The organism is Streptomyces sp. NBC_00425 (assembly GCF_036030735.1).
In the GTDB taxonomy this organism is placed as follows: Bacteria; Actinomycetota; Actinomycetes; order Streptomycetales; family Streptomycetaceae; genus Streptomyces.
Genome location: NZ_CP107928.1, coordinates 506121 through 532044 on the forward strand (window position 1 = coordinate 506121; position 25924 = coordinate 532044).

The window sequence follows — 25924 nt, forward strand, 5'->3', positions numbered from 1 at the left end:
TTGCTCCAATTCGCACACGCCGGCCCGTCCACGGTCCGTGACAGGAAGAGGGTCCCCCATGACCGCATCCGTCGGAGCGACGGCTCCGCCCCGGTCCGCGGGCGGCGGCCCGCTCGCGGGAGCCCGTCGGGTCGCGGCCACCGTGTTCGCCGCCCAGGGCGTGGCGGTGGCCGCCGTGTCCACCACCGTGCCCGCCGTGGAGAGCCGTCTGGGGCTGTCGTCCCTGACGATGACCGCCCTCACGATCGCCCTGACCCTGGCTGCGGGCGCCGGCAGCTTCGCGGGTCTGGCCGCCGTACGCCGCTCGGGTCCCGTCGCCGTCATGCGCGCGGCGGTTCTGACCGCGGCCGCGACCCTGTTGGCCGTGGCGTGGGCACCCGGCCGAGCCGCCGCCTCGGCGGCCTACGTCCTCTTCGGGCTGGCGCTGGGCGCCATCGATGTGTCCGTCAACACCCGCGCGGCCACCGTCGAACGCCACTACGGGCGCAGCATCCTCTCCTCCTTCTACGCCGCATGGAGTGCCGCGGGCGTGGCAGCCGCGCTGCTGACGGCGGGCCTCTCCGGGCTGGGCTGGCCTGTCCAGCACGTCCTGACCGCGCACGCCGTACTCGTGGCCCTCCTGGCGTTGACCGCCCGGCCCCACGCCCTCACGCCCGTGCCCTCCTCGTCCAGCGACCGCCCGGCGCCGGACGACACGATCCCGGGGCCGCGGGTGTGGGCGCGGCTCGTCCCCTTCGGTGTCGTTCTGCTCGTCGCCTACGTCGTCGACTCCACGGTCTCGGCCTGGTCGACGGCCTACCTTCACCAGACGCTCGCCGCGTCCCTGGCCGCTGCGCCGCTCGCGTACGCGGCCTACCAGGCGGGCACGGTGACCGGCAGGGTGGGCGCCGACCTGATGGTGCGCCGGGTCGGGCCGGTGGCGGTGGTCCGCGCCGCGGCCCTGCTCGCGGCCGTCGCCCTGGCCGGTCTGGCGGTGGCCCCGAGCTGGCCGTACGCGGTCGTCGCGGCATGCTGCGCGGGCCTCGGAGTCTGCGCCCTGACACCGTTGTGCGTCGCCGCGGCCGGCCGGCTGCGACCCGGTGCCCCCGAGACGGTGCTGGCCCGGCTCAACGTCTTCAACTACGTCGGCGTGCTCGTCGGAGCCGGTGCGAGCGGGGGTCTGGGGGCTACGGGCCACTTCCGCATCGCCTACGCGATACCCGCCGCCCTCGCCGTGGCCCTGGTGGCCATGGCGCGCTTCTTCCGCCCGACCGCGCCCGGGCCGCCGCATGCGTGGACAACCCGCCGCCCGGGCTCGGCCCACGTCGTCCCCGTGGCCGTGGACAGAGGTCGTAGGCCCTGACCGCGTTTCCCCGCCCGGCCGGCCGTCCCCGGACACTCCGCGCCCCGACTCGGTTCTGTCGATCGACGGTGCCGTGATCGTCATGCGACTGCTGATGCGGCAAGACCATGGCTCAGCTGACCGCCGCCCTCCGCGGACACCGCCTCACGCCCCGGCAGAACACCGACGACGAAGGCTCTCAGCGGACGATGCACCCCGCCGAAGCGGGCAAGGCCCAGTACTCCGTCAAGCCGCACACAAGTGGGGCGAGCAGGCCGGACCTGGTCGAGATGGCCAGGGCGGCCGCCATCGGACCCTCTGAAGCGGGTGGTGTGAGGCCGGAGGCGCTGCGCAGCGCGGACGCGCGCCGACCGAAATTGACAGGGTTTGCACACGGGGCGAACCTGGAATCAGACGGCCTGAACGCTGAACGGCCTCTCAGAAATCTGCATTGCACCCAGATTTGCGTTCGTCGACTCCGGCCGCGCCCGAGAGGAGACTCGCGTGCACGGGCGTGTGCGAACCATCAGCGGGGACTAGCCGATTTCCATGATCAAGGTCGGCGTCTACCGCCCCGACCTCACGCTCATCGACCACGCCTCCGCCAACGGTTCGTACAGCGTCGTCCCCGTGGGCCAGTTCGCGGACACGGCGCGCGCGGGCCGACGCCTGATGGGCCGTACCTGACCCGACTCGTGGCCATCGCGCCGCATCTCCTCCTCGTCGGGCCCCTGGACCATCTGTGACGCGAAGTTGTGCAACTGAAAGGACGGCGTCATGCCCGAGAAGAACGTCGGCGACGAGGACGTGAAGGCGGCCATCGAGAGGACCGACACCGGCGATGGACCCGGCACCGACAACCTTGACGACCTTCCGGAGAGCGACTTCGTCGGCGAGGACGACGCGGCTCCCGGCCAGCAAGCGACCGCCACCATCCCCTACGACTGCCCCGTCGCGAACTTCATCGACCAGCTCAGCGCGACGGGCCACGTCACCCACACGTCGTACAAGAAGACGTCGGTCACGCTGCACCACAACGCCGGCCGGCTTTCGCACCAGGGTGTGCTCGACGTCTGGACGGTACGTCCGGCTTCGGCCCACTTCGACGTCGACGCCGCCGGCGCCGTCGCTCAGTACGTCAAGGTGCACGAGTACGCCTGGGCCGTCGGCAACATGGCCGGCAACCAGACCTCGATCAGCATCGAAATGGCGAACGCAACGCTCGCGCCCAACTGGACGGTCGACGATGTCACCTGGAAGAACGCGGCACGTCTCGCCGGCTGGCTTTTCGCCGAGGTGATCGGCGAGCGCCCCAGCAGGAGCAACCTCTTCTACCACCACCACTGGTCCTCGACCGTCTGCGCCGGCCCGTACATGGACCGGATCTACGACGAGGTCCTGGCTGCGGCGCAGGCGGCGTACGACCACTTCAAGGACACACACCCCACCCTCCGGCCGGATGCCGAGCCGGTACCGGTCGAACGCCGACACTGACCAGCCGGGACGAATCCAAGGTCCGCCGAGTCCATCTGTCCCAGGTAGTTCCCGGACCAGAAGTCGGCGTCTGCGGCGAGCAGGCGTGCTGCCCGCTTGACAAGGCAGCGCTGCCTCTTGGGCGCCCTGCCCACCCGCCGGGCCGCCTGCGCTGTGGGCGGCGCCCGCCAGGCTCACCGGTTACGGCCTTTACTGTGCGCCGAGCGTCATCCACTTCTCGGGCTTCTCCAGGGTTGCGAAGCCCGACTTCGCGTAGATCGCGTGCGCGTCCGCGGTGGCCAGCAGCACGCGTCGCAGCCCATAGGGCGCGAGATACTCGCAGACGGCGGCGACCAGAGCGTGCCCCAGGCCCTTCCCCCGGCTGCCGCGAGCGATGTAGACGTCGCACAGCCAGGCGAACGTGGCCTGGTACCGGTCGACGCCGGAGGGCTGGCTCAGCCTCAGGCCGTTCGCGGGGCGGGGGCTCCCGGGGCTGGAGGGTCGAGCCGTGCGATGAGGGTACGGCAGACCCGCTGGAGTTCCTCGTCGTGGTCGATGCTCTGGAACCTGCCACCGCGTCGGGGCTGGGCCAGTTGCTCGCGGAGCAGGGGCAGGGCCGGTGCCGCGAGTGGGCCCATGCGGTCCAGACAGGCCACGACGTGATTGGCCGTCGCCGAGTTCTGGGCCATGGCCAACAGCAGGGTGTCCAGGACGGCCGGCGCCTCGGCCTTGCCGCCGACCTCCCAGAGCGCGGCCGCGCAATGCACCCGGACCCATTCGTATTCCTGCGTCAGGAGGTTACGCAGGCGCGGCAGTGCGATGGAGGCGGACGGGCCGATCTCGCCGAGCAGATCAGCCGCATCACTGATCCGGAAGGTGATGCGGTCGTCGAGGAGGGGGAGCAAAAGAGGTAGGAGCTCGGCCAGGCCGCCGTCGAGGGCCCACAGCGCGGCGACGGCGGCAGGACGGACGTGCGCGTCGGTGGCGGTGGTAAGCGCCCGGATCGTGCCCTTTGCGCCGGTTGGGGCGGAGAAGCTGCACGGCTCGGGCAAGGACGCCGACCCGCTGCTGGTCCTCACCGAAGCCGCGTGCGAGCGCTACGGCCTGCCCGCCGCACTGTCGGAGTCCGAGCGCCTCGCCGGGCGGCTGCCGGAGGGGCACAAGGTCATCAGGCAGCTTGAGCGCGCGGATCGGCAGCTGACCAAGCGGGGGCTGGGGCCGTGGGCGCGGATCTACCGCCCCGCCGTAGGCGGCCGCCGGCAGTGCGTGCAGCTGTGCATCCCCTCCTGGCGCGCCCTCGACGATCGCGCCTGGGGACACGCCGCCCAGCTGGAGCCCGCAGAACTCGCCCGGGTGCTGGGGGTGTACGCGGCCCGGGTGATGACGCCGGTCGGCCCCACCGCGGTGACGGGACTGCAGCTGATGACCACACTCAATCCGCCGACCCGCGCGAGCGAACCGGACGAGAACGGCAGACGGCACCGCGAGCACCGGCCCGGCTCGCTGGGAACGGAGCCGATGGACCCCGCGCCGTGCGAGGCGACCGACGGACACCCCGTCCTGGCGCACCTGCCCCGCTTCCACGTGCGCGGGCCCGGCGAGAGGCTGTTCGAGGAGGCCTACGACTGGGCGCGGGATCTGACCGATGCCGAGTGCATGCAGCGGCACCTGGTCGGCCTGGATGTGAACCTCGCCTTCGGCGCGGCCGCCAACGGCGCCGTCGTCGGCCTGGCCACGCCGCCCGTGCACGTCACCGGTCCGGTCTTCGACGCGGCGGTGCCCGGCTCCTGGCTGGTCGACCTCTCCCACGTCGACCTGTCCCGGGTGAAGGTCGGCAAGCAGTGGCGCGCCCTCGACGCCGCGCTGATGCCCAACCCGTTCACGCCGACCGGCGAACCCCCGACGGGAGCGGCCTGGTACGCCACGCCCACCGTGGCGTACGCCGTCGAGCTCGGCTACGACGTCGCGCCCGTGGAGGCCTGGGTGCGCCGTGAGAGCGGCCGGTTCCTGGACGGCTGGTACAAGCGGCTGCGCGATGCCTATGTCGCCGCCATGGCGGACCTCGGCGTCGCGGAGAAGCTGTCCCCGGCCGACTTCCTGGAGGCGATGGACGGCTACAAGAGCCGTGATCCCCGGCCGGAGCTCGCCGAGCGGCTTCAGGGCGAGGTCCGCGCACGCTGGCAGCCGCAGATCAGGGCCCGGGCAAAGCAGGCCGCCGCCTCCGCGAACGGCATCATGATCAATGTACAAGCGAGGTTCGGCTACACCGCCGCCGGCAACAGCACCGACCAGGCCCGGGTGCGTCACCTCACCCTCGCCCTGCACCCCCGGCACGCCGCCCGCCTTTTCGAGGCCCGCGAGGCCGGCATGGACGAGGACGACCTCCTCCAGGTCGCCGCCGAGGTTCTGGGCGAGGTCTACTTCCGCGACAACGGCCGCCGCGCCCACGGCCTCGAAGTCGAACTCAAAGATCTCGTCGACCTCGAGTTCGAGCTGTAGACCGGTCGGGGGCGCCGGGACGGGAGAGCAGGAACGGATGCCGGGGAGAGTTGTGGCAGCAGGGGTGTTACGGACGACCTTCGACATTCACTTCTACATGAACGAAGTGACTGGAGAAGTCTACTACTACGACTACAAGGTAAAGTTCGGCGGAGGACAGAGAAATTGAGAGTGCGATATTTGGGCGCCTCAGATGCGCCCCCCAAACCAATAGACGGAAGATACCACCTCACCGTTGGGCGAGAATACGTCGTACTCGAACTCAACGTACGCAGCGACGGTTCTTCTTCCCTGCGGATCGAACACTCACCAGAGGACCTGGCAGGCCTATACAGCGGAAAGTACTTCGAGCAGGTATCTGACATCATCCCTTCCCAGTGGAGTATCGAGATCAGCCAGCAAGCCGGCCTGAGTCTTGGACCGAAAGAATGGATCTCAGGAGATTTCTGGGAACGCATGATGGAACGTGACCCGGAAGCAGAATCCTCCTTCGAAGTGACGCGCGACGCGATTACGACAGAGGACCCGATCCCCTAACATCGATCCTTCGCGACGGTCCGCCGATCTATTCGGCGGACCGTCTTGCTTTCCGCCCCGCGGGAGCGGCGTCGGTTGCCGACGGCAGCCGGCCGGTCGGCCCGGCAGTCATCCGGCGGCCGCTACCGGCCCTCGGTCCCCCATCGTCTCCCGCGGCGGATTCCCGACGGCCGCTTCAACGACATCTTCGCCGCGCTGCGCCACGACCGGGATCGCGCACTGCTGGCCTTCTGGGTCTCGAACGGGGCGAGGGCCAGCGAGCTGCTGACCAGTCGGCAACGCGATCCGTTACCCGGCGAGCAACTCCTCGGAGTAATCCGCAAGGGAACCGCAGCCTTCCAGCAACTGCCCTCGTTGCCCTACGCGTTTGGGTGCTACTGCTGTACCAGCACGAAGCATGGCGGGCCGGCGTTCCCAGGGGTGGGAACGAGGCGCTGTGGTGGACGTTGCGTCAGCCGTTTCGGCCGCTCGTATACCACGCCGCGCGGGCTATGCTGAACCGGGCCAACGCGCTGAGCGGACAGGGCCGGGCGGACGTCGTCGTAGAGGTCGCTGTCGTCGAGCTGCAGCCGCTGTCCGGCCCGAAGTCCTGGTGGAAAACGGATCCGGTGGGTTGTCTCTGCGAAGACCTCGCCCGTCCCGTGGCAGGACTCGCAGCCCTCCGCACCGCGCGCATTCGACTTGGAGGCGCAGCCCGGACAAGGATTCCTGTCGGTGAGGATAAGTGGACCGACTTGCTCGAATACGCCCTGTTCAGCGCCTTCAGGACGTGAACCTCTCGCCTCGCCGCACGCGCTTCCGCAGGTGGAGCTGGGCCCTGTTCTAGGAAGAGTGGTAGGCGCTCACCAGCAGAGTGTCGGCGGTGCGAGGCCCGCCGGTGGTCGCGGGCAGCACGTCGGCAGTGATGTTGGTGAATCCGGCCTCGTCGAGCAGTTTGGTCCACACGTGCTCTTGAAGGACCCAGCGGCGCATTGTGGTGGTTTCACCGTCCGGTGTCTTCGCCGGGATGTAGGCAGCCACAGCATCGGGCTGGGCAGGTGCCCCGCTCAAGTAGTGGGCGAGGGTTGCGAACACCAGTCGTCCCCCCGGCCTGAGGGCGGCTGCCGCCGCGGGCAGCAGCTCGCGCGGGTCGGTGAAGTCCACTGCGCCGAAGACGCTGTACAGCACGTCGTACGAGCCGGTCATCCCCTCCAGGTGGGGCACCGCGCCAGACTGCACGATGCACAGGCGAGGAGCGAGGTGAGCGTAGAGGTCGGTTGCCACGTCATGCTGGGCGGGCGAGGCGTCGACGGCGACGACCCGGGCCGGCTGATGGTGAACTGCCAGGTGTGCTGCGTGCCGGGCTGCGCCGGCGCCGAGGTCGCCCACACATCGGCCGGTCAGGTCACCGAGGGCCTCAGGGCCGGGCCCGGCGTCCTGGCCCCAACTCCAGTAGAAGGCGTCGGGAACGGCTCGGTCAGTGGTGGCGCGGGCGCGACCGTAGTGGTGCCAGAGGTCTGCGGTGCTGGTGGTCACCCAGCCCATCCTGGCGGCCGCGGCCGCGCCGCGGACCGGTTCGCTGAAATCTCACCCGGGCGTGCTCTCAGGCCCCCGCCGTATGGCCGGCGCCCAAGGAGCTCGCCGTTGCGGCGCGGTCAGTGCGAGTCGTTGCCGGGGTGGCACGGGCCGCAGTCGGCGGCGTCCGTCCACAACGGCAGGTCGACCTCCCAGCCGTCGGCGGCGACGATGTGGGCCGTCTTCACAACGGAGCCGTCGTTCTTCATGTCCACCTTGGGCACGTGGTGCAAGAACTCGCCGTCGTTGAACTTCTCGCACAGCTCGGCGTACGCGACGGTGTCCAGGATGACCGCGTGAACGCCGATATCGACGAGCTTGCTGGGCGCAAGCCCCAGCCCCTCGCCCCGGTGGTTCATCGCAGTCAGCAGGTAGGCGTAGCCCTGGCCGAGGACCCGAGCGGCCATGACCGAGTCGTAGGGGTAGTCCCGCATGAGGAGCCCGACCTGCTTGTCCCACAGGTCGGCCGGCACAGCATCGCGCGCGCAGCGGACCGGACCGGTCGTCGGGTCGGCGGCCGGAGGGGATGCTACAGCGGCAGTGTCTGCCATGGTGTGCCTCCGATGGACGGTGCCCCGCGGCGCGGGGCGGTGACCCCAGCACACCGCGCCGCGCGGCTGTGCGGCACTCAAGTCTTCATCTGTGCAAGGTGTTTGCATGTTGCGCAAGCGGCCTCGACGAGCCCGGCCGCTGCCCGTAGCGTGGAGGACCCCCTGTCTGTGCGGTGTGGGAGGGACGCGTGCCCGTTGACCCGCTCTGGAACAGCACGACAGCCCGGCAATTAGCCGCGCAGCGACGCCCCGGCGCGCTCATTCGGCTCGGACGCCAGCACCACTGCTGGACGCTGGCCGTGCTCGCTGACCGGATCGGCTGCTCGCCCGCTACCGTGTCCCGTTTGGAGCGCCGCACCCAGATCGCCGACCTGGCCTTGGTGCATCGTGCCGCTCGGGAAGTAGGCGTGCCCAGACATGTCCTCATGACATCCCTCGCGCCACCGCCCGCTATGGCAACGACGGCCACTAGAGTGACGGCCAGTCAGCGTGACGCCGAGGAGGACCCCATGCGCCGCCGTACGCTGCTCGCCGCCACGGCGGCCGCAGGCCCCGCCGCCCTGTTGATGGGCCTGGACGACGCTCTGGCCGACACCCCCGCCCCGTCTGATGCAGGGCCGCTGAACGGCCGTCTGACGGGCGCCCGCGCTCTGTATGACCGGGGCGCGCACGCACGGCTCCTGGCCGCACTGCCCGCCCTCATCGCCGACGCGCATCAAGGCGCCGTCTCCCGCCGCAGTCTCGACCAGGCCCGGCTGTCCGCCGTGTACAGCCTCGCCTCCGCCGTGCTCATCAAGCTCGGCTCCTACGACCGCGCCCGGCTCACCGCGGACCGTGCCCGTACCTGGGCCGAGATCTCCGGCTCCCCGCTCGCAGCTGCGGCCGCGGCACGGGAATTGGCCATCGTGCTGCGCCACCAGGACCAGCACGGCGCCGCGCAGCGCCTGATGACCTCGGTGACCGACGACCTCGAGACGAGCGGGCTGCGCACCGACGCCACTGCCGCCGCCTACGCACAGATGCTGTGCACCCTGGCCTACACCGCCGCCCGGGCCGGGCAGCGCACCGAGGCCCTGGCGATGGCCGAGGAGGCCCGCCGCGCCGCCTGCCGACTGCCCCAGGCCGCTCCACCCGGCCGGCTGTTCGCCATCAGCCCGGCCGCTGTCGACCTGTATGCGGTCGGCGTGCACTGGGCACTCGGCGACGCCGGCGCCGCCCTGAACGCCGGGAAGAACCTTCGGCCCGAGCAGTTCCCGACCGCCGAGCGCAAGGCCCGCCTGGGTACCGACATGGCGCGCGCCTGGTGGGCCTGGCAGCGGCCGGAGCAGGCCGCCCGCGCACTGCTGGACGCCTACCGGGCCAGCCCCGGCGAAGTCCGTGACCGCCCCGCGATCCGCCGCATCGTCACCGAGCTCACCGAGCGACACCCCCGGACCAGCGGCGTACGCGAACTGCACGCCGCAGTGACACGGACCATCTGACGCCCATGCGGCGGCACGGGCGCCCAGCCCCACAGGGTCCGGGACGCTGCGCTTGAGCGCCTTCTGCCTGCGGCAGTGCTGCCACTTCCTCCAGCAGGCGCGGTCCCACTTGGTGCCGCGCGGCAGTGCGGGCATATTCGGCCGCGGGCTCACAGCCGACGGACAGCCCGAATCACAGCGCGCTCGCTTTGAGCAGGCGCAGCGTGCTGCCGACGATCCAGAGCCCGCCTTTGTCCTCGCGGATGCCCTGCCACACCAGCCAGGCCCCGCCGATCTCGAACAGGGCGGCGACAACGAACAGGGCAACACAGCGAGCGACGGCCATATCGGGTGACCTACAAGCCGGCCGTCTCGGTGATCTTCAGCAGGTCCTTGGAGCGGCGGCGCCGGCCAAGCCACCAAGGGCCGGCGGCAAGCACGGCCAGGACGACGGCGAGGGCGGGCAGCCAGCCCACCATCGCCCCAGCTCCGGCCCCACGACACCCGCCGTGATCAGAACCGACAGCGCGCAGCACGCCAACCAGGCTCCCGAGCGTCTTCGGGGCGCGCGCCCAGGGCGGGGGCAGCGGCAGAGTCCGGCATGGCGGTTCTCCTCGGCGAGGTCGTCAAAGGGGATGGGGCAGCAGGTGTGGGACGCGCAGACAGTGGCGACGATCATACGAATCCACCGTCCCCCGCCGCGCCGGCACCGCAGTAACGGCCCCGCTCGTTGCAGGGGCGCGCGCTGGCTTCGGCGGCAGGAGCGGGGGCCGCGGAGGCCCAAGCGATCTTCTGAACGCCTTCCTGCTTCGTCAGGCCGGGCTCAGGAAGAGCTCTCCCGCGAACGAGGCGATCCGGTGAGCGTCTGCCGGATCGCCTCCCCGTCGGGCGTCCGTCCCTTGAACCGCTCCTGGGCCGCAGGTGCGGGGCCGACCGGCGCTACCGTCCGGTGGCTTTATTCGTGAGTTTGGGTTCTGGCACAGCTTCCGTGCTCGATGACGCTCCGTGGCCTGTATCCGTCGGTGAAGCGGCCATCCTGCGGCAGGCGCGACATGATGCGGTCATGCGGAACCAGCCTGTACTTGTTTTTGATGGGGATTGCAGCTTTTGCTCTACGTCGGTGAGGTTCGCTGAGCGACGCCTACAGCCTCGTTGCCAGACCATTCCTTGGCAGTTCGCGGACTTGGAAGCTCTTGGTGTCACCTCAGCACGAGCCGAGCATGAAGTTTTGTGGGTGACTCCCAGAGGCGTTGTGTATGGAGGCGCTCAGGCTGTCGCGAAGGCGCTCTTGAGCGCGGGGGGAGGATGGGCGCTGGCGGGTGCGTTGCTCATGCTGCCTCCCATACGGTGGGTTGCCCACGGTGTGTATCGACTCGTCGCGAACAATCGTCACCGCATGCCAGGAGGTACCGCGGCATGCGCTCTGCCCAACCGTCGAGCGGTTGGGCTGTAGCCGAACTTCCCAGCACTGTCAGGACGGCAGGACACGTTTGCGGAGCAGGGCGAAACCTGCACGGCCGAACATGGCGCTTGAGCATCTTGATCCGGTTGACATGGCCTTCGACAGGACCCGAGTTCCAGGGCAGGGTCGGGCCGGCGATGACGGCATCACGGTCGCGGTCGATGCCTGCGGCGAGGGTATGGAGGCTGGGTAGATCGTCCTGTCGGACGGCGTCGAGCCAGTCCGGCAGCCGCTCGCCCTGTCGACCGGTGAGCATGGTCGCGAAGGACCGGACGTGCCCGGTGAGGGCATCGAGTTCGGGGCAGTGCGTCCGAACGGCCTTGAGGTGAAGTTGCTCGGTCTCGATGAGGGTGTCCGGATGGCGGAGGATCCATCCGGCGACGGTCCGGGACGAGGGCGGCCGGGCGGTCACCGGCCGTCGTGCGGTGCGCTTATCGTGCAGGTAGGCGCGAACGCGCTGGTAGCTTCCCTTGTAGCCGAGTGGCACGATCTCCTCCCGCAGCTTCCACGCGTTGGTGCAGCCCTCGTTCCAACGGTCGTCCAGGTGGACTTGTAGTCATCTCTCGGCGGACATGGACCAATACGGAGCAGCGCTCTGCTGGACCCTCGCACTGTTCGCCTTGGCCTGGGCCCCACCCCGCGAGACCGCACAAGCCCCCGGGACTTCCACAGCTGGGTCATCGACGCCTTCTTCACCGCCGCGGACCCTCCCCAAGGACACACCCTCAGCCCCTGAACACCACCGCCCTGTGGCCAGCGGCCAGGCATGCCGGCCCCCGCGCAGGCCGGTTCGGGGCCGCGTCGTTCGCCCACCCTGAGCACACGGCCGGGCACATCGTTCTTGGCGGGCAGCAGGGCCCGGTGGCCGTCATGCCGCAGCCGCTGCGCCGGCCGATCCGAAGACCTCGTCGAAGTGGTGCGCCTGCTCTGTGCGTACGAGGTGGAAGGCCCCGCTGCGGTGGCGCAGGGCGTGGGCGGTGTAGTGGACCACCTCGGCGGGGGTGAAGACCTTCAGGTCGCCGAAGACGTAGTACAGCGGAGTCGGGGCGTGGGCCGCGGTGAAGAAGAGGCCGGCGCTCACGGTGTCGGCGCTGACGGCGTAGCGGTCGGTGTCGGTGCTGGGCATGCGGTCTTTGGCGTCGATGGTGATCAGGTCGGCGCCGCGGGCGGCGATGAGGTCGGGGAAGTGCCGCAGGGCGGAGCGGGTCCGGCGCAGGGCTTCGCGTACGGCGGGCGGGTAGGTGCCCTGTCCGCAGGGCTGGACGGTCCAGCCGCGGGCGCGCAGCGCGGCTGCCACCCGACGTTCGTGCATGTCGCCTATCGCCTGGCGGTCCTGCCATTGCGTCACCCTGGTTCCCCTTGCGCGAGCTCGTCCTGGAATTCAGGATCACCCACCTGGAGAGTGAGCTGAACGCGGCGCTGAAGCCGTTCAGCATCGGCATCGGCAGCCTGGACGACCGCTACCCCACCATCCTCTCGGTCGTCTTCCTGCAGCTGTACAACCACCTCGCCGAGGACGCCACGATCCGCGAGTGCGCCAACGAGACCTGCCGCCGCAGCTTCGTGCGCCAGCGCGGCCGCGCCGAGTACGGGCAGAACCGCACCAGCGGCATCAAGTACTGCACCCGCGAATGCGCCCGCGCCCAGGCCCAGCGCGAACTGCGCCGACGCCGCAGGCAGCAGACTCCCCCGCTCCAGCAGCCGCCGTCCCAGAGTCCGGAGCCGCGGGACAGCCCGGAGCCTGCCGGCCAGGCGGGGGATGCGTCGTGATCAGTCTTCGGGAACACCAGGCGCAGGCCGTCTCGCGAATCCGCGCGTGGGCGGGATTTCCCGTACGGTCGTCCACGCCCGCCCAGGGGCTTCGGGCGACGGTGGTCTCCGCGACCGGCTCCGGAAAGACGATCACGGCCGCGTGGGCCGCGCTGGAGTGCTTTCGTGGCGGGCGGATCCTCGTCATGGTGCCCACGCTCGACCTGCTCGTGCAGACCGCCCAGGCGTGGCGCAGCGTGGGCCACCACGCGCCGATGGCCGCGGTGTGCTCGCTGGAGAAGGACGAGGTCCTGGAGCAGCTCGGCGTGCGGACGACCACCCACCCGATCCAGCTGGCGCTGTGGGCGGGGCACGGGCCGGTGGTCGTGTTCGCGACGTACGCCTCCCTCGTGGACCGTGAGGATCCCGAGGACGTCACGGGCCGGGCGAAGGTGCGGGGGCCGCTGGAGGCCGCTCTGGCGGGCGGGGAGCGGCTGTACGGGCAGACGATGGACGGCTTCGACCTCGCCGTCGTCGACGAAGCCCACGCAACCGCCGGTGATCTCGGGCGGCCGTGGGCGGCGATCCACGACAACACCCGCATCCCGGCCGACTTCCGGCTTTACCTGACCGCGACCCCGCGCATCCTCGCCTCCCCCCGCCCGCAGAAGGGCGCGGACGGCCAGGAGTTGGAGATCGCGACCATGGCGTCCGACCCGGACGGCCCCTACGGCGCGTGGCTGTTCGAGCTCGGGCTGTCGGAGGCGATCGAGCGGGGCATCCTCGCCGGGTTCGAGATCGACGTCCTGGAGATCCACGATCCCTCCCCCGTCCTTGCGGAATCGGAGGAGGCGCAGCGGGGCCGGCGCCTGGCGCTGCTGCAGACCGCGCTCCTGGAGCACGCCGCCGCGCGCAACCTGCGCACCGTCATGACGTTCCACCAGCGTGTCGAGGAAGCCGCCGCGTTCGCGCAGAAGATGCCGCAGACGGCAGCGCGACTCTACGAGGCCGAGGTCTCCGACAGGGACCTGGCCGGCGCGGAGACCCTGCCGAAGTCGTCGATCGACGCCGAGTTCTACGAGCTGGAGGCCGGCCGCCACGTGCCCCCGGACCGCGTGTGGTCGGCATGGCTGTGCGGCGACCACCTCGTCGCCGAACGCCGCGAAGTCCTGCGCCAGTTCGCAGGCGGCCTCGACGCCGGCAACAGGCGCGTGCACCGGGCGTTCCTGGCCAGCGTGCGGGTCCTGGGCGAGGGCGTCGACATCGTCGGCGAACGCGGTGTGGAGGCGATCTGCTTCGCCGACACCCGCGGCTCCCAGGTCGAGATCGTGCAGAACATCGGCCGGGCCCTGCGCCCGAACCCCGACGGCACGGCCAAGACCGCCAGGATCATCGTGCCCGTCTTCCTGAAGCCCGGCGAAGACCCCGCCGACATGGTCGCCTCCGCCTCGTTCGCCCCCCTCGTAGCCGTCCTCCAAGACCTGCGTTCGCACTCGGAACGCCTCGTCGAACAGCTCGCCTCACGCGCACTCACCAGCGGCAAACGCAAGATCCACCTCCAGCGCGATGAGGACGGGTGGATTGTCGGGGCCGGCGGAGAGGGCGACGGCGATGAGCAGGAGCAGGACGACACCGACGCCGCTGCCGAGTCCGCCCTGCTGCACTTCTCCAGCCCGCGCGACGCAGCCACGATCGCAGCGTTCCTGCGCACCCGGGTCTACCGGCCCGAATCCCTCGTCTGGCTCGAGGGCTACCAAGCCCTCATCCGCTGGCGCACCCACCACAAGATCACCGGCCTCCACGCCGTCCCCTACGACGTCGAGACCGAGGTCGGCGTCACCAAGGACTTCCCCCTCGGACGGTGGGTCCACCAACAGCGCAAGGCCCTGCGAGCCGGAGAACTCGAGGAGCGGCGCAAGACCCTGCTGGACGCCCCGGAAGCCGGGATGGTCTGGGAACCCGGCGAAGAAGCGTGGGAGAACAAGCTCGCCGCGCTGCGGTCCTACCGGCGGGCCCTGGGGCACCTCGCCCCACGCCAGGACGCGGTGTGGGGCGAAGACGACGCGATGGTGCCCATCGGGCAGCACATCGCCAACCTCCGCCGCAACGGCGGCCTGGGCAAAGACCCGGAACGGACAGCACAGCGCGCGCAGCAGCTGGCCGCGATCGACCCGGACTGGAACTGCCCCTGGCCACTGGACTGGCAACGCCACCACCGCGTACTCGCCGACCTCCCCAACATCGCACCCGGCGTCCTCTTCGAAGGCGACGACCTCGGACGATGGCTGCAGCGACAGAAGAATCCGGGCACCTGGGCCCAGCTGTCCGAGGAGCAGCAGGAACGGCTGACCAAGCTGGGCGCACAGCCCGTCCAGGCGCCCGCTCTGGCCCCGGCGGTCCCGCATGCGACGAAGGGCCCGAGCAAGGCGCAGCAGGCGTTCCAGCGCGGACTTACAGCCCTCGCACAGTGGATCGAACGCGAAGGCGTCCACCGGCCCGTACCCCGCAACCACAGCGAACCGATCACGGTCAACGGCGAGACAGAGCCGGTGGTCGTGAAGCTGGGCGTATGGGTCTCCAACACCAAATCAAGGCGGGATCGGCTGGACGCCGACCAGCTCGACGCACTACGGAAGCTGGGAGCGGAGTGGGCGTAGCAGCCCTGAGTTTGTTTCCCGCCAAGCCGTGGCTGGTGACCCATGCCGCGTGAGGCCGACTGACGGTGATGGGAGTTGCTGTGAGGCCGACTTGCCGAAGCCAGTAGGGAGCGTGAGCAGTGCGTGGCGCCCGGGGGCAGGCAGTGGTTCCTGTCCCCAGGCGCGCGGGGCATCCGCGGCAACGGATGTGATTCCCCTCGACGCTGCGGCGTGCTGTCCGGACCAAGGGAGAACAGGCCGCGTCGCCCGGCTTCGCAGCCAGAAGGCGGCGACTGGATATACCTTCGGTTCGGCGCGTGTGTTGCAACAGCGGCAACGTGCTGCCGAATGCCGGCGGACGTTCGCGGACAACTCAGGCTGTGATCTGCGCAGATGTTCGGGGTTGTCCGGCTGGGCTGTCATGGTGGCGGACAACGGGTGCACAGCGCGGACGCGCCGGCCTCGTGGGCAGTACGCATCCGGAAAACGAGGGCGGGCGATCTGCTGTCGGCCGGGTTGTCCACCTGGAAAAGTGGACCACGCGTCGCGAGCGGCAACTCCTGACGCCACCTCAATCATGTCCGGACCAAGGGATCTTTCTTCATGCACATGTGCCGCATTCACCTGCCCAAAGGCAGCAGCGTGGACCTTCCCGGCTACCTCCCGGTGATCGTCATCGTCGTCGTCCTCGTCCTTCTCGGTTACGACATCAGCGCAGCCATCGCCGCGGTGATCGCCGCGGGCGCCGCTGCCCGGGAACTCGGGCGCACAGCCTGAGCCTTCCCGTCTCGGTCTGATGTCCGCTTCGGCGGTGCCACCGGTAGTGGCACCGCCGCTTGTCGCATACCGGGAAAGGGGTGCGGCCATCCATGGCACGGCCTGAAAAACCCATCGCTCTTGATGCTCCGTTCGCTGCTTTCGCTCTGCAGCTGCGCGCTCTGCGCCGGCAGGCGGGCAACCCCACCTACGACGCCATGTCCCGGCGGATCGGCGGCATGGTGTCGGTGACCACGCTCGCCAAGGCCGCCGGCGGCGACCGTCTTCCCTCGCTCGAGGTGACTCTCGCCTACGCGACGGCGTGCCACGGCAACCGGCAGCACTGGGCGGAACAGTGGCTGCTCGCGCAAGGAGACGCTCTGCCGTCACAGGCAGGCGCCTGGGCCGCGGTGCCGCCTACCGCGAGCACAGCGGCGTCTGCGGCCGATTTCGTTGAGGCCCTTCGCCAGCTGAGGCTGTGGGCTGGCATGCCCTCCTACACTCAGCTCGCCCGCCTGACCGGATTGGGCCGCACCACTCTCTGTGACGCGCTGGCCCCCGGGCGCGCCGGCCTCCCCAGCCGCGACGTCACCTCCCGTCTGGTGCTCGCATGCATGCGCCATGCCTGCGAGCACCGGTCATGGCTCAGTCAGGACGTGCCGATCGCTGTCACGGCCGAACAGGCGCAACGCGCTTTCCTGCACATGTGGCACCAGATCGCCTCGCAGGAACTCACCCGGCGTCACGCGTCCGGAACCGGTGTCTCCGCAACGCCCCGCCCTTCAGCCTCCGTCAGGCGCACGCGTCCGCCTGTCCGGCCAGTCGGGGAAGAGTCCGGTGCGGTCAAGGAGCAGCAGTACGTCGGGCTCATCAAGAGACACGAGGCCCCCACGGACCGCAGCATCCGGCCTGAGGTGCAGGAACTCGCCAGTGCACTGCGCACGCTGTTCGCCTCGCTGGATATGCCGATGCGAAGCTACGCCGCCCGCGCCTATCTGAATGTCAGCTCCCTTTCCCGGTATCTCAGTGGCGCTCGCGTCCCCCCGCGGTCGTTCATCGAGGGCTTGGTGCGCACAGTCAGGGAGTCCGGCGAGCCGCTCCCCGAGTACGCACACGAGCGGCTGTTCGAGCTGTACGACAATGCTCTGCGTTCCTCCCCCTACCCCGGCGACCAGCTCAGTCTGCTGAGCGTGCGGCATGAAGCCGCCCAGCAGCGCATCAGGGAGCTCCAGGAAGAGATCCGCCGGCTCAAGGACGGATAACCCTGCCACCACACCTGTACCGGCTCGGCGTGCCCTCGACCGTATGACGGTCGTCGGCCCGCGGCCGCCATCGTCGATTTGACGATTATCGGGCCGACCGGAACCTTCGGCCGGCCCGGGGCCCTGCGCGGCCGACGGTCACACGGCGGGGAAGTTCCCGGTGACGATGTAGCGGGTGGCGGCCTGGATGCTGAGTCCGAACAGCTCGCAGATCATCCGGGCGACGCCGCCTGCGGCCTGGGCCTCGTCAATGATGCGGTCGCCGCGCAGCAGGTGGCTGGAGGCGGGGTAGTGCCGGTAGAGCCAGGGCCGGCTGACGGGGGTGGTGGACAGGGCGGTGCGCACGGTGATGAAGAAGTGCCGGTTGGCGGTGTGCGGCCAGCGCCGGGTGCGGTGGGCGAGGTAGGCGGTCAGGCGTGTGCGGACCGGTTCGGCGACAGGGACGGTGCGGCCAGGCAGGTGCAGGCGGCCGTCGCCGAGGCCGCCGGCGTCGGCGAGGGTGAGGTGGCGGATCTCGTCGGCGCGCAGGGCGTGGAAGGCGAGCAGGGCGGTGACGGCTGCCCGGGCCGGGTTCGGGTCGGTGAGGGCCTGGCGGATCGGGGCGGTGTCAGCCGGCAGAGGGATGGTCTGGGCGGGGGTGCCGACGCGCAGGTGGACGGCCGGGTTGCGGCCGATGATGCGGTGGGCGTGCAGCAGGGTGAACACGGCGCGCAGCCCGGAGGCGGTGTGGGTGTGGTCGGCGCCGGTCAGGCGGCAGGCGGCCAGGTGTTCACGGAGCTGGCCGGGGGTGACGCCGGTGAGGTCGCGGATGCCGGCGTCGGCGAGGCGGGCGAGGACGGGCAGCGCGAAGTGCAGCTGGTGGTGCACGGTGACCGCGGAGCGGGGCCGGCTGCGCGGGGGGTGGGGGTGGCCGTGCAGACGGACGGTCGTCCAGTGGGCGAGCTGGCCGGTCATCGGCTCCGGCAGGCCGGCGGTGGCCCGCGCGAACCAGGCGTCGACGGCCGGGACGCGGTTGTCCTCGGCGAAGTGGTGCGCGGCGAGGAACTCGTGCAGCAGGCGGGCGGGCAGCCCGATCCCGGTCAGCTCGTCGATCAGGGTCGCGGGGACGGGGGCGCCGGGGGGGTCCTGCACCGCGAGCAGGATGTGCAGGCCGCGGCGGACGGTGCTGAGTCTGCGGCGCGTCCAACCCCGGGCCGCGGCCCAGCCGGTCAGCTGCCCGCCCAGCCAGGCGGCCGCGACCGGGGCGGCCGCCGCAACGTCCAGGGCGGCCGCGAGGATCCGGGGCGGCGCGGCGAACAAGGCCAGCTGCCGGTGCGTCACCGCCCCCACCGGCGCCGGGGACGGCATCGGGGACGGCCGTGTGCCCGGCACGGCCGGTCCGCCGGCGGGCCGGGGGCGGCGTTCCTGGGCGCGGGTGTTGGCGAAGGACAGCTGCACCCAGCCGCCCTCCAGGGCGGCGGCATAGGACAGGCGGGTGTCCCCCGTCGCGCGGCGCATCCTGGCCCGCTGAACCCAGCACATCCGGCATGCCCGGTCGCGGTTGACCGCCACCGTGCGCGCGCACCACGCACACGGCCCGCCCGGACCGGTCCGGGAGAACTTGCGGCGCCAGGCCAGACAGCCCCAGTACCGCCAGCGCGAGGCACGACTGGTGCCCCACGCGCAGCAGTCCGGACACGCATCGCGCCGGTCGGGCGAGAACGGGTGACAGCCGGTGCACAGGCCCTGGTGGTAAAAGAAGCCCGCTTTCCCGCACGCGGTGCAAGGCGGCGGCGTGTGCGGACCCCCGGGCAGACACACGAAGCAGACGTCGACCCGCGGCACCGTGAACGCCGCCGGCCGCAGCCCGCACCCGGAACATGGAGCAGGCTTCCCCGCACGCCGGGCCAACTCCCTGGCCCGTTCCGCCTCCCCGCGGGCGGCATCGCGACGGGCGGACACCTCCTGACCGGCCGTCATCCCCACCGCCGACGTGAACCCGTGGCCCCCGGCCGCCCGCCCGGGCCCGGCAGACCCTCGGCCGGCTCCGCCCGCTGCCCCCATCGGCCGCTCCCTCCCGGTTCCGGTCTGCATCGATCACCGCGTAAAGAACGCCGGGCGAAGCAGCCCCGCCGCCCCCTCCCCTCTGAGGGGTGTGCGGGCCTGCCCTGCGGCCCGGTCGGAGGCAGCCCGCAGGGCGGTACGGCCGCCGCGCGGCAACTCCCAGGCCTGCCCCAGCCCTTCAGGCACGGGTCGGCCTTTCGGGCGCGGGCCGCCTACACCGGCGGCAGTGACGGCCGCACCACACCGCCTCCGCCAGGTCCCTTGCCCGCCCCCGCTCCCGCAGGGCCGGCGGCCGGTCCCCCGCCGGCCCACGTACCAGCTCCTCCGGCGGCCGGGCCCAAGCCGGCCGGGTGCGGAGGCCGGCCGGCAGGGGTGTCCAGGACGAGCAGCCCGGCCGCGTCGCAGCCCAGCACCCGGCACAGCACCTCCACGTCGTCCAGGCGCACCGACACCGGCGCCACCGGCGCCGACCACAGCGCGGACATCTTCCCCGCACTGATCTCGAGCCCCGCCTCGGCCAGCAGCCGGCGCATCTCGACCGCCTTGAACACGCCCCGCTCGGCCGCCCGCAGCCGCAACTCCCACCGCACGCACTCCACCCGCCCTCTTCGCCCTCACGTCCACAGCGGCCCTGCTGCGCCGGCTGGATACGGATCCACGTCCAGCAGGCGCCCGGCGACCCGGGCGTTCGCCTCCTGCCAGCACCGCTCGATCCGCTCGGCCGGCACATGCACATAACCAGCCGTCGTCGACAGCCACACATGCCCCAGCAACGCCCCCACCGCCTCCAGCCCCACACCCCGCTCGTACAGGTGCGAGGCGCAGAAGTGCCTGAGCGGGTGCGGCGTCAGCCTGCCCGACCACGCCGGCAGCCACCTTTCGACCGCGACCGCCAGCCCCTGCCGCAAGGTCACCGCGCACGCCGCGCACCATCCGCCGCCGGGCGCGTGCCGCCTACTCGGCAGCAGCGCCGCCCGCCCGCCGGCCGGCCCGTCGCCGAACTGCGGCCGCACCTAGGCCAGCCACCACGCCAGCAGCCGGTCCACCCCGTCGATCGCCGGCACCAGCCGCTGCCGGGGCCCGCTGCCCCTGGAGCCCTTGCCCCAGCGCACGTGCAGCACCCCGTGCGCACCCACCCGGGGATGCCAGTCCCCCACCTCAAGGCGGACCGTCTCGTTGATCCGCAAGCCCACCCGCCGCCACAACGACGCCGCCACATAATGCCGCGCGGCCACCAAAAGGCCGCGGCCCGGCGTGCGCGGCAGCGACGCCCGCCACGCCCCGAACAGCTCCTCCGCCTCCCGCGCCGAGGGCGGGAGGCGCACCCCCACCCTGGCCAGACGCCGGGGCCGGTTGAACTCATCGACCGGCTGCGGCACCGGCCGGCCCGTCAACTCCTGAACCAGCCGCCCGTGCCGCACCCCGACGAAGACATAGAACCGGTACACCGCCTGCGCCATCTGCCCCCGCGTCTGCGACCCCGCACCACGATCCCGGGCAGCGGCCAGCCAGCCATCCACATCCCCCGGCCCCACCCCCCCCCCACACCGGGACCTGCGCGAACGCCAGCAGTCCACACACCCACGCCCGCTGCTGACCCACCCACCCATCCGTCACCCCCCGCGCCGCCAACGCCAGCACAAACTCATCCACCCACCCCACCCCGCCACCGTCCGCCCTCGCAGCCATCACCCGCCCAGACTCCAGCCCCACCACCGGCAATTCATGACGAAAGTTCACACATGCCGAACAACCGACCACATCCCCGACCAGGCACCCATCCACCCTGACCAGCAACGGCCACACCCGGCCGAACCTGGCCTTTCAGGTAGAGGCCATGGATGCCATCGGGCGCCGTACCGGGAGCGGCACGCGTGCCACAAGGTTTCCGCAAGGTCCTGGCGGCACGATGCACGTATGCGCCGCGCGACCTCTGAGAGCCCGCGCGGGCATGGCCTTCGTACTGATCCCAGTAATCAGTGATTCCAGAAAGGGGACTCTCATGTCCGCTTCCTCGTCCGTATCCTCGCCCCGCCCGTCACGGCCGAGGCTCGCGGCCGTCTCCGGTCTGGCGTTGACCGTGTCGTTGGTCGGTGCGGCCGTCGCGCCGACAACGGCCTCCGCGGACACCGGCGACCGCACCAGGACCGTCGACTGTGCATCGCTGTACGTGTCGGACAGCGGCGGCACGGTCCACGCCAGGACCAGGAACTGCACGGTCACCTGGGGCAAGAACATCCACGACAACGACTACTGGCAGACCGTGAAGTTCCAGCTGCTCGACGACGACACCGACGGTGTGTGTGCCAAGGCGAACGCGATCGCATCCGACTCGGGGAAGAGCGCCTCGTTCAGCGAGTGCGACGGTGTCTGGACGACGAAGACCGCCACGCTGAACGGCCGCAGCTCCAACATCTTCATCAGGGTCGCCTACGGGTCGCACTCCCAGCACGGCAAGATCAGCACGAACATCGGGGCGCCTTCCGGGTTCTGACCGGCGGGCTCGGGGCGGGGCCGGGGACGCTCTGAGGGATTCCGAACCAGGGCAGTGACGGCAACGGATGGGCCGATGGGACAAGGCGATCGCAATCCACAGGTCCGCCGAGTCCCCGCGGCGCCGCTCCGACGCCTCCGCCTCCTCCTTCTCGTCGGCCGCTTCGATTTACGTCGTCGGTACGGTCACCTGCGTGCAAGGGAGTTGGTCGGCGACGGCGTTCGCGTAGGCGCCCGCGCGTTCACGGCCGTCGGTGAGGCAGAACCCCGGCGTGCGGTTGGGCGGGGTGGTGGCCCAGACGCTGAGAGCCGCCGCGCGCTCGTCGCCGGAACCCCCGTCGTCCCCGTCGGGCAGCAGCCGTGCTCGAGCCACTGATGCTGGAAGGCAGGATGACTCAGGGCTGGGCGGATGAGCGGTGGATGCTCTGACGGGTGGGCTGCGGGTGTACGTCTGGGCCGACGGCATCCACCTCAACGTCCGCCCGGAGGAGCCCAAGCCTGCGTGCTCACCCTGGTCAGGGGACGCGCCGACGGCTCGAAGAAAACCATCCAGGACATCCACAACGCCGAGGACAAGCAGCACGCCCACGCGGCGATCAAGACGTTGGCCCAGCCCTGCGTTTGACCTGCTCCTCGCGGCCGGAGCCGTGGCATGCGCCCTTTCCTGAGAAGCTGTGTCTGAGCCCCACATGACAAGGGAGTAGGTCCTCGACCTGGGCAGATTCCGAGGGACTGAGCTGTTCCGTCTCCGCACAGGTGGCCGCCCTTGAACAATGTTGATCACGCCTTCCTTGGTCACTCCAGCAATACCCGCCGGTACTCTCGCCGCCTCCGGACAGCCGACTCTGCATCGAAGGTGACGCGTTGCTGTGTCCCTGGCATCTCGCCGATGCCGAAGCCGTCATGCCGACGGAACGTGTGGAGCAACACCTGCTGCTCGGCGAAGACCGTCGCTACCCCGGCGAGGCCCCTGGCTTGTCAGGATGTCCTCGACAGCACCCCGACCTCGCAGCCGAACCCGACCGCGAAGCGCCCGCCCGGTGCCGCTGCGAGTGAGTGCACGGGGAATGGGAGCAGGTGGTCGGTACCGGCTGAGCGCCCTGCGGTGAGATCGCGGAACCGCACGGTGCGGTCATCGCCGAGGGCCGCGACGAGCCGTCCGTCGGCCATCGCTGAGACCGCCAGTGTGTTGCCGGAGCCTGACTCGGCGGCCTGGGCGTCGCGGATCTGCTGCCCCGTGGACAGGTTCCACAAGCGTATCGTCCGGTCCCGGCTCTTGCTGATCGCGATGGGAACTCCGCCCAGGGTGGCGGTGGCCACGGCGGTCACCCAGTCGGTGTGGCCGGTCAGGGGTTCGCCGAGCTGTCGGCCGGTGGCGATGTCCCACAGTCGCACCGTCTTATCCCAGCTGCCCGTCACTGCCACGGGCTGTCCGTCGAGAACCGTGGTGGCGGCTGCGGTAATACGGCTGGAGTGGCCGGTGAGAGGTGCGACCAGGGGCTGTCCGGTAGTGAGGTCCCAGACGCCCACGACGCGATCACTGCCTGCGGTGAGGGCGACGGGCAGGCCGTCCAGGGTCGCCGAGGCCATGGCCAGGACTCTGCCGTGGCCGCTGGGGAACGGACGGTGGACGGTTTTGCCGGTGGCGAGCTCCAAAATGTGCAGGGTGGCGTCGGGAGCGGCTGTGACGACGACCGAGTGTCCGCCCACCACCGCAGTCGTCATGGCGGACACCTCTGCGCTCAGGGAGTCGGAGGTCTGCGAGCCGGTGGTCAGGTCCCAGGTGCGCACGGCGTGGTCGGCGCCTGCGGTGACGAGCACGGGGACACCGTCAAGGACCGCTGTGGCGACCGCCAGGACGGATTCGGTGTGTCCGGCACGCAGTCGGCCGCCATCTCCCCGGGCAGCGGTGAGGTCCCAGGTGCGCACCGTGTGGTCTTCCCCTGCGGTGACGGCGACACCGCGTCCGTCCACCGTGGTCGTGGCGACGTCCCACACCTGTCCGGTGTGCCCGGTGAGGGGCTCACCCTCCTGTTCGCCGGTGGCGAGATCCCAGGCCCGTACGGTGCGGTCGCGGGATGTCGTGACCGCCAGGGTGCACGTCCCGACCGGGGTGCTGGCGATGGCCCACACCCGATCGGTGTGACCGGTCAGCACACTGCCCGCGTGCGACGGGTCGAGCGTGTGCCAAAGCGTTACGGTGCCGTCCGGACCGGCGATGAGGGAGACGGGCGTGTCCCCCAGCACCAGGCTCCGGGAAGCGGCCCTCAAGCACTCGGCGGCGAGCAGGCCGTTCGTCCGGGCGGAGATCAGGCGTGCCAGGTCGATGAGGTCTCTCGGATCGCTCCTGATCAACTCCTTGCCTGCGGCTGCTTCCAAAGGGATGCTGCGAATGCTCCGCGTGCCGTCAGGGCCTGTGGGGTCCATGAGGCTCGTCGGCAGGTCCCAGAAGCGCAGGGTGTGGTCCACGCCCACAGCGAGCGCGACACAGCGCTCTTCCAGGATCAGTGTCGCGGACGGGCCGTCGGGAAAAACAACAGGGGCGAGGTCGCCGACGAGTTCCGGTGCGCCCTCGTAGTGGGAGCTGAGGACCACGACCCGACCATCGACGACCGTGAGGGCTGACACTGTGTCGACGACCGCCAGGGCTGACACTGCGTCACCGTACTCGGAATCCGCCAGCAACTCCCGCAGGTCGGCTGCCAGAAACACGTGGCGGTCCAGATCCCACACACGGCCCGCCTGGCCCTCTTCTTTGGTTACGGCGATGTGCCGTCCTTCGAGTGTCCACGGGCCCTCGGCCGGCAGGCACTCGCCGACCTCGCGGCCGGTGGCCAGGTCCCACACCTGTGTGTGGTCGTCCGGTGGACACGTTACAACGACCTTGCGTCCATCCAGCTCCCCTATGCCCACCATCCAGGGGAACACGCCGAGTCGACTGCCGGTTGCCTGGTCCCACACACCCAGCGTCCGGTCCGCCTCGATGGCCAGCACCACGTGCCGGCCGTCCAGGACCAACCGCGCCAGCCCCAGGGCCAGTTCGCCCGCAGAGCGCCCCGTCTCCGGATCCCACAGCCTCGCGGTCCCGTCAGTGTGGCACGTGAGGACCAGGGGGTGCCCGTCGACCACCACCGTGGCCAGGGCCACCAACTCGGGCGACAACGACGATATGTCGTCGGGAGGAGCTGCCGTCAGCGTATGTAGCCGTTCCCCCGTCGCCAGGTCCCAGACACACACCGTCGCGTCGCGGCTCGCCGAGACAACAACCGGACGCCCGTCGACGACCACCGTCGCCACTGCGACCACGGGGCCTTCGTGACCGCTGAAGGTACGGAGCAGCCGAGGGTCGGACGCGGAACCGCACGTCCAGTCCGCCCGCCAAGAGGCAGGCTCATGCGAGGAAGTCGCTTCCCGGGACACGTGATCAGATCTTTCCATCATGGCCCCAAAGCTATGGGGCCGCACTGACAACGACTTTCGGAGTGCGGGCCGCTCGGCATGGTGTCGAGGGCGCGCCAGCGTAGTCAGGGCGGGGGTGGTGATGGACACGCCCGGGCCAAGGAGCAGGCGGGACAGGGCGGCAGTCGGGAGGTAGACCAGGTCGGTCCGGTCATCGGCGACCTGGATCTGTGCGCTATACGCCGGTGTCGTCCTGAACGACGCGGACCATGTCCAGGTAGAGGAACGACAGGGAGTCCGCGACGCGGGGCAGCATGGCCCATGTGGGAGCTGCCGGGCGTCGAAGTGGTGAAGGAGCTCATGCCGCCCCTTCGTTGTTGCGGTTTGCCGTCTTGCTCGGCTTGTGCGGTCGCGCGACGTTGCGGCGCAGGCGTGATCAGTCACCGGTCGGGCGGGCGCGAGGCTGAGCAGGCCGCAGCCGTAGGCCTTGCCTCGTCCTATTCCTTCCTCGACTCGCTGACGCAGCAGTACCGGGTCGCTGATGAGGGCGTTGCCTTCGAATCGTGTCCGGGCGTTGTGGATGCGTTGCTTGTCCGGTCCTTTCGTGCCGGTGGCGGCGTCCAGATGGGTGGCGTGGATGGTGTCGAGTTTCAGTCCGGCTTGGCTGGCTTGGTTTTGCCACCATTGGACGGCGGCGGGGCCGGTGAGTGCCACGATGGATTTGAGAAG

23 protein-coding genes and 5 pseudogenes are annotated in these 25924 nt (G+C 70.5%); 13 read left to right on the top strand and 15 right to left on the bottom strand.

Translation table 11 applies throughout. The annotated features are described in order from the left end of the window. The first annotated feature begins 58 nt into the window (after nt 1–58). From OHS82_RS02205 to OHS82_RS02215, 3 genes are all read left to right on the top strand, one after another. Nucleotides 59–1342, top strand: a complete 1284-nt coding sequence (locus OHS82_RS02205) for an MFS transporter (protein ID WP_328433117.1) — start codon at nt 59–61, stop codon at nt 1340–1342. Nucleotides 1343–1870: 528 nt separating this feature from the next. Continuing rightward, nucleotides 1871–2008 carry a hypothetical protein gene (locus OHS82_RS02210; RefSeq protein WP_199863680.1) on the top strand — a complete coding sequence of 46 codons (138 nt, stop codon included), beginning with the start codon at nt 1871–1873 and terminating at the stop codon, nt 2006–2008. A gap of 90 nt (nt 2009–2098) precedes the next feature. Then, complete coding sequence (locus tag OHS82_RS02215; protein ID WP_057575002.1) at nt 2099–2815, top strand: peptidoglycan recognition protein family protein; 717 nt, start codon at nt 2099–2101, stop codon at nt 2813–2815. Between the two features lie 189 nt (nt 2816–3004). Here the strand turns inward: OHS82_RS02215 and OHS82_RS02220 are convergent. After that, nucleotides 3005–3223, bottom strand: a pseudogene (locus tag OHS82_RS02220) (GNAT family N-acetyltransferase); the annotation flags it as partial. 32 nt (nt 3224–3255) lie between these two features. Beyond that, nucleotides 3256–3846 carry a hypothetical protein gene (locus OHS82_RS02225; RefSeq protein WP_242433000.1) on the bottom strand — a complete coding sequence of 197 codons (591 nt, stop codon included), beginning with the start codon at nt 3844–3846 and terminating at the stop codon, nt 3256–3258. On the opposite strand from OHS82_RS02225, the pseudogene tpg reads away from it, so the two are divergent. Together tpg and OHS82_RS02235 are read left to right on the top strand one after the other, a co-directional pair. Then, nucleotides 3809–5293 (top strand): annotated as a pseudogene (tpg, locus tag OHS82_RS02230) (telomere-protecting terminal protein Tpg); the annotation flags it as partial. The gene OHS82_RS02225 and the pseudogene tpg sit on opposite strands and share 38 nt — an antisense overlap. Nucleotides 5294–5473: 180 nt before the next feature. Further along, on the top strand, nt 5474–5830 hold the full coding sequence (locus OHS82_RS02235) for a hypothetical protein (RefSeq protein ID WP_328433118.1): 357 nt from the start codon (nt 5474–5476) through the stop codon (nt 5828–5830). 822 nt (nt 5831–6652) lie between these two features. On the opposite strand, the gene OHS82_RS02240 is transcribed toward OHS82_RS02235, so the two are convergent. Both OHS82_RS02240 and OHS82_RS02245 read right to left on the bottom strand, forming a co-directional pair. Beyond that, nucleotides 6653–7354, bottom strand: coding sequence for a methyltransferase domain-containing protein (locus tag OHS82_RS02240; protein WP_057575001.1), 702 nt, complete (start codon nt 7352–7354; stop codon nt 6653–6655). Nucleotides 7355–7464: 110 nt separating this feature from the next. Continuing rightward, nucleotides 7465–7935 carry a glycine-rich domain-containing protein gene (locus tag OHS82_RS02245; RefSeq protein ID WP_057575000.1) on the bottom strand — a complete coding sequence of 157 codons (471 nt, stop codon included), beginning with the start codon at nt 7933–7935 and terminating at the stop codon, nt 7465–7467. 188 nt (nt 7936–8123) lie between these two features. Here OHS82_RS02245 and OHS82_RS02250 point away from each other — a divergent pair, with 188 nt between their 5' ends. After that, nucleotides 8124–9416 (top strand): helix-turn-helix domain-containing protein, encoded by a 1293-nt coding sequence (locus OHS82_RS02250; RefSeq protein WP_328433119.1) that lies wholly within the window; start codon nt 8124–8126, stop codon nt 9414–9416. Between the two features lie 193 nt (nt 9417–9609). Here OHS82_RS02250 and OHS82_RS02255 read toward each other — a convergent pair. Both OHS82_RS02255 and OHS82_RS02260 read right to left on the bottom strand, forming a co-directional pair. Continuing rightward, nucleotides 9610–9741: pseudogene (locus OHS82_RS02255) on the bottom strand (YnfA family protein); the annotation flags it as partial. A 10-nt stretch (nt 9742–9751) separates the two neighbouring features. Continuing rightward, entirely contained in the window at nt 9752–9874 is a 123-nt protein-coding gene (locus OHS82_RS02260) for a hypothetical protein (protein ID WP_277922364.1), read from the bottom strand. Between the two features lie 584 nt (nt 9875–10458). Here OHS82_RS02260 and OHS82_RS02265 point away from each other — a divergent pair. Continuing rightward, complete coding sequence (locus OHS82_RS02265; RefSeq protein ID WP_079040970.1) at nt 10459–10848, top strand: thiol-disulfide oxidoreductase DCC family protein; 390 nt, start codon at nt 10459–10461, stop codon at nt 10846–10848. 877 nt (nt 10849–11725) lie between these two features. Here OHS82_RS02265 and OHS82_RS02270 read toward each other — a convergent pair. Continuing rightward, a complete protein-coding gene (locus OHS82_RS02270) occupies nt 11726–12205 on the bottom strand; it encodes a hypothetical protein (protein WP_328433120.1) in 480 nt (159 codons plus the stop codon). A gap of 11 nt (nt 12206–12216) precedes the next feature. Between OHS82_RS02270 and OHS82_RS02275 the strand changes: the two genes are divergently transcribed. From OHS82_RS02275 to OHS82_RS02290, 4 genes are all read left to right on the top strand, one after another. Further along, on the top strand, nt 12217–12627 hold the full coding sequence (locus OHS82_RS02275; RefSeq protein WP_328433121.1) for a hypothetical protein: 411 nt from the start codon (nt 12217–12219) through the stop codon (nt 12625–12627). Next, the gene (locus OHS82_RS02280; protein WP_328433122.1) at nt 12624–15263 is read left to right on the top strand and encodes a DEAD/DEAH box helicase; all 2640 of its coding nucleotides are present in this window, start codon (nt 12624–12626) and stop codon (nt 15261–15263) included. Before OHS82_RS02275 ends, OHS82_RS02280 begins: the two co-directional genes overlap by 4 nt. A 588-nt stretch (nt 15264–15851) precedes the next feature. Next, a complete protein-coding gene (locus OHS82_RS02285) occupies nt 15852–16019 on the top strand; it encodes a hypothetical protein (protein WP_157876272.1) in 168 nt (55 codons plus the stop codon). Nucleotides 16020–16111: 92 nt separating this feature from the next. Next, a complete protein-coding gene (locus OHS82_RS02290) occupies nt 16112–17260 on the top strand; it encodes a helix-turn-helix domain-containing protein (protein ID WP_057574997.1) in 1149 nt (382 codons plus the stop codon). Between the two features lie 138 nt (nt 17261–17398). Here the strand turns inward: OHS82_RS02290 and OHS82_RS02295 are convergent, their stop codons facing one another. The 4 genes from OHS82_RS02295 to OHS82_RS02310 form a co-directional block, all read right to left on the bottom strand. After that, nucleotides 17399–18757 carry a hypothetical protein gene (locus tag OHS82_RS02295; protein WP_328433123.1) on the bottom strand — a complete coding sequence of 453 codons (1359 nt, stop codon included), beginning with the start codon at nt 18755–18757 and terminating at the stop codon, nt 17399–17401. Nucleotides 18758–19515: 758 nt separating this feature from the next. Further along, nucleotides 19516–19902 (bottom strand): helix-turn-helix domain-containing protein, encoded by a 387-nt coding sequence (locus OHS82_RS02300; protein ID WP_443061765.1) that lies wholly within the window; start codon nt 19900–19902, stop codon nt 19516–19518. A gap of 15 nt (nt 19903–19917) precedes the next feature. After that, nucleotides 19918–20316 carry a tyrosine-type recombinase/integrase gene (locus OHS82_RS02305; RefSeq protein ID WP_199863678.1) on the bottom strand — a complete coding sequence of 133 codons (399 nt, stop codon included), beginning with the start codon at nt 20314–20316 and terminating at the stop codon, nt 19918–19920. Then, entirely contained in the window at nt 20317–20763 is a 447-nt protein-coding gene (locus OHS82_RS02310; protein WP_328433124.1) for a hypothetical protein, read from the bottom strand. Nucleotides 20764–21305: 542 nt separating this feature from the next. Here OHS82_RS02310 and OHS82_RS02315 point away from each other — a divergent pair. Beyond that, nucleotides 21306–21797 carry a hypothetical protein gene (locus OHS82_RS02315; protein ID WP_157876271.1) on the top strand — a complete coding sequence of 164 codons (492 nt, stop codon included), beginning with the start codon at nt 21306–21308 and terminating at the stop codon, nt 21795–21797. A 168-nt stretch (nt 21798–21965) separates the two neighbouring features. Here the strand turns inward: OHS82_RS02315 and OHS82_RS02320 are convergent, their stop codons facing one another. Beyond that, nucleotides 21966–22169 (bottom strand): hypothetical protein, encoded by a 204-nt coding sequence (locus tag OHS82_RS02320; RefSeq protein ID WP_057574994.1) that lies wholly within the window; start codon nt 22167–22169, stop codon nt 21966–21968. A 129-nt stretch (nt 22170–22298) separates the two neighbouring features. Between OHS82_RS02320 and OHS82_RS02325 the strand changes: the two genes are divergently transcribed. Continuing rightward, nucleotides 22299–22421 carry a hypothetical protein gene (locus OHS82_RS02325; RefSeq protein WP_328433125.1) on the top strand — a complete coding sequence of 41 codons (123 nt, stop codon included), beginning with the start codon at nt 22299–22301 and terminating at the stop codon, nt 22419–22421. Between the two features lie 353 nt (nt 22422–22774). Here OHS82_RS02325 and OHS82_RS02330 read toward each other — a convergent pair whose 3' ends face one another. The 3 genes and pseudogenes from OHS82_RS02330 to OHS82_RS02340 form a co-directional block, all read right to left on the bottom strand. Further along, the gene (locus OHS82_RS02330; protein ID WP_328436011.1) at nt 22775–25237 is read right to left on the bottom strand and encodes a WD40 repeat domain-containing protein; all 2463 of its coding nucleotides are present in this window, start codon (nt 25235–25237) and stop codon (nt 22775–22777) included. Nucleotides 25238–25306: 69 nt separating this feature from the next. Beyond that, nucleotides 25307–25511 (bottom strand): annotated as a pseudogene (locus OHS82_RS02335) (type I-E CRISPR-associated endonuclease Cas1e); the annotation flags it as partial. Nucleotides 25512–25660: 149 nt separating this feature from the next. Then, nucleotides 25661–25909 (bottom strand): annotated as a pseudogene (locus tag OHS82_RS02340) (type I-E CRISPR-associated protein Cas6/Cse3/CasE); the annotation flags it as partial. Between the last annotated feature and the right edge of the window lie 15 nt (nt 25910–25924).

Bases quoted from the DNA above. Each gene is read 5' to 3' on its own strand.
- OHS82_RS02330 (WP_328436011.1), bottom strand. From the start codon at position 25,237: ATGATGGAAAGATCTGATCACGTGTCCCGGGAAGCGACTTCCTCGCAT.
- OHS82_RS02240 (WP_057575001.1), bottom strand. From the start codon at position 7,354: ATGGGCTGGGTGACCACCAGCACCGCAGACCTCTGGCACCACTACGGT.
- OHS82_RS02265 (WP_079040970.1), top strand. From the start codon at position 10,459: ATGCGGAACCAGCCTGTACTTGTTTTTGATGGGGATTGCAGCTTTTGC.
- OHS82_RS02210 (WP_199863680.1), top strand. From the start codon at position 1,871: ATGATCAAGGTCGGCGTCTACCGCCCCGACCTCACGCTCATCGACCAC.
- OHS82_RS02285 (WP_157876272.1), top strand. From the start codon at position 15,852: ATGTGCCGCATTCACCTGCCCAAAGGCAGCAGCGTGGACCTTCCCGGC.
- OHS82_RS02295 (WP_328433123.1), bottom strand. From the start codon at position 18,757: ATGCGCCGCGCGACGGGGGACACCCGCCTGTCCTATGCCGCCGCCCTG.
- OHS82_RS02290 (WP_057574997.1), top strand. From the start codon at position 16,112: ATGGCACGGCCTGAAAAACCCATCGCTCTTGATGCTCCGTTCGCTGCT.
- OHS82_RS02260 (WP_277922364.1), bottom strand. From the start codon at position 9,874: ATGGTGGGCTGGCTGCCCGCCCTCGCCGTCGTCCTGGCCGTGCTTGCC.
- OHS82_RS02310 (WP_328433124.1), bottom strand. From the start codon at position 20,763: ATGGCGCAGGCGGTGTACCGGTTCTATGTCTTCGTCGGGGTGCGGCAC.
- OHS82_RS02215 (WP_057575002.1), top strand. From the start codon at position 2,099: ATGCCCGAGAAGAACGTCGGCGACGAGGACGTGAAGGCGGCCATCGAG.
- OHS82_RS02315 (WP_157876271.1), top strand. From the start codon at position 21,306: ATGTCCGCTTCCTCGTCCGTATCCTCGCCCCGCCCGTCACGGCCGAGG.
- OHS82_RS02205 (WP_328433117.1), top strand. From the start codon at position 59: ATGACCGCATCCGTCGGAGCGACGGCTCCGCCCCGGTCCGCGGGCGGC.
- OHS82_RS02245 (WP_057575000.1), bottom strand. From the start codon at position 7,935: ATGGCAGACACTGCCGCTGTAGCATCCCCTCCGGCCGCCGACCCGACG.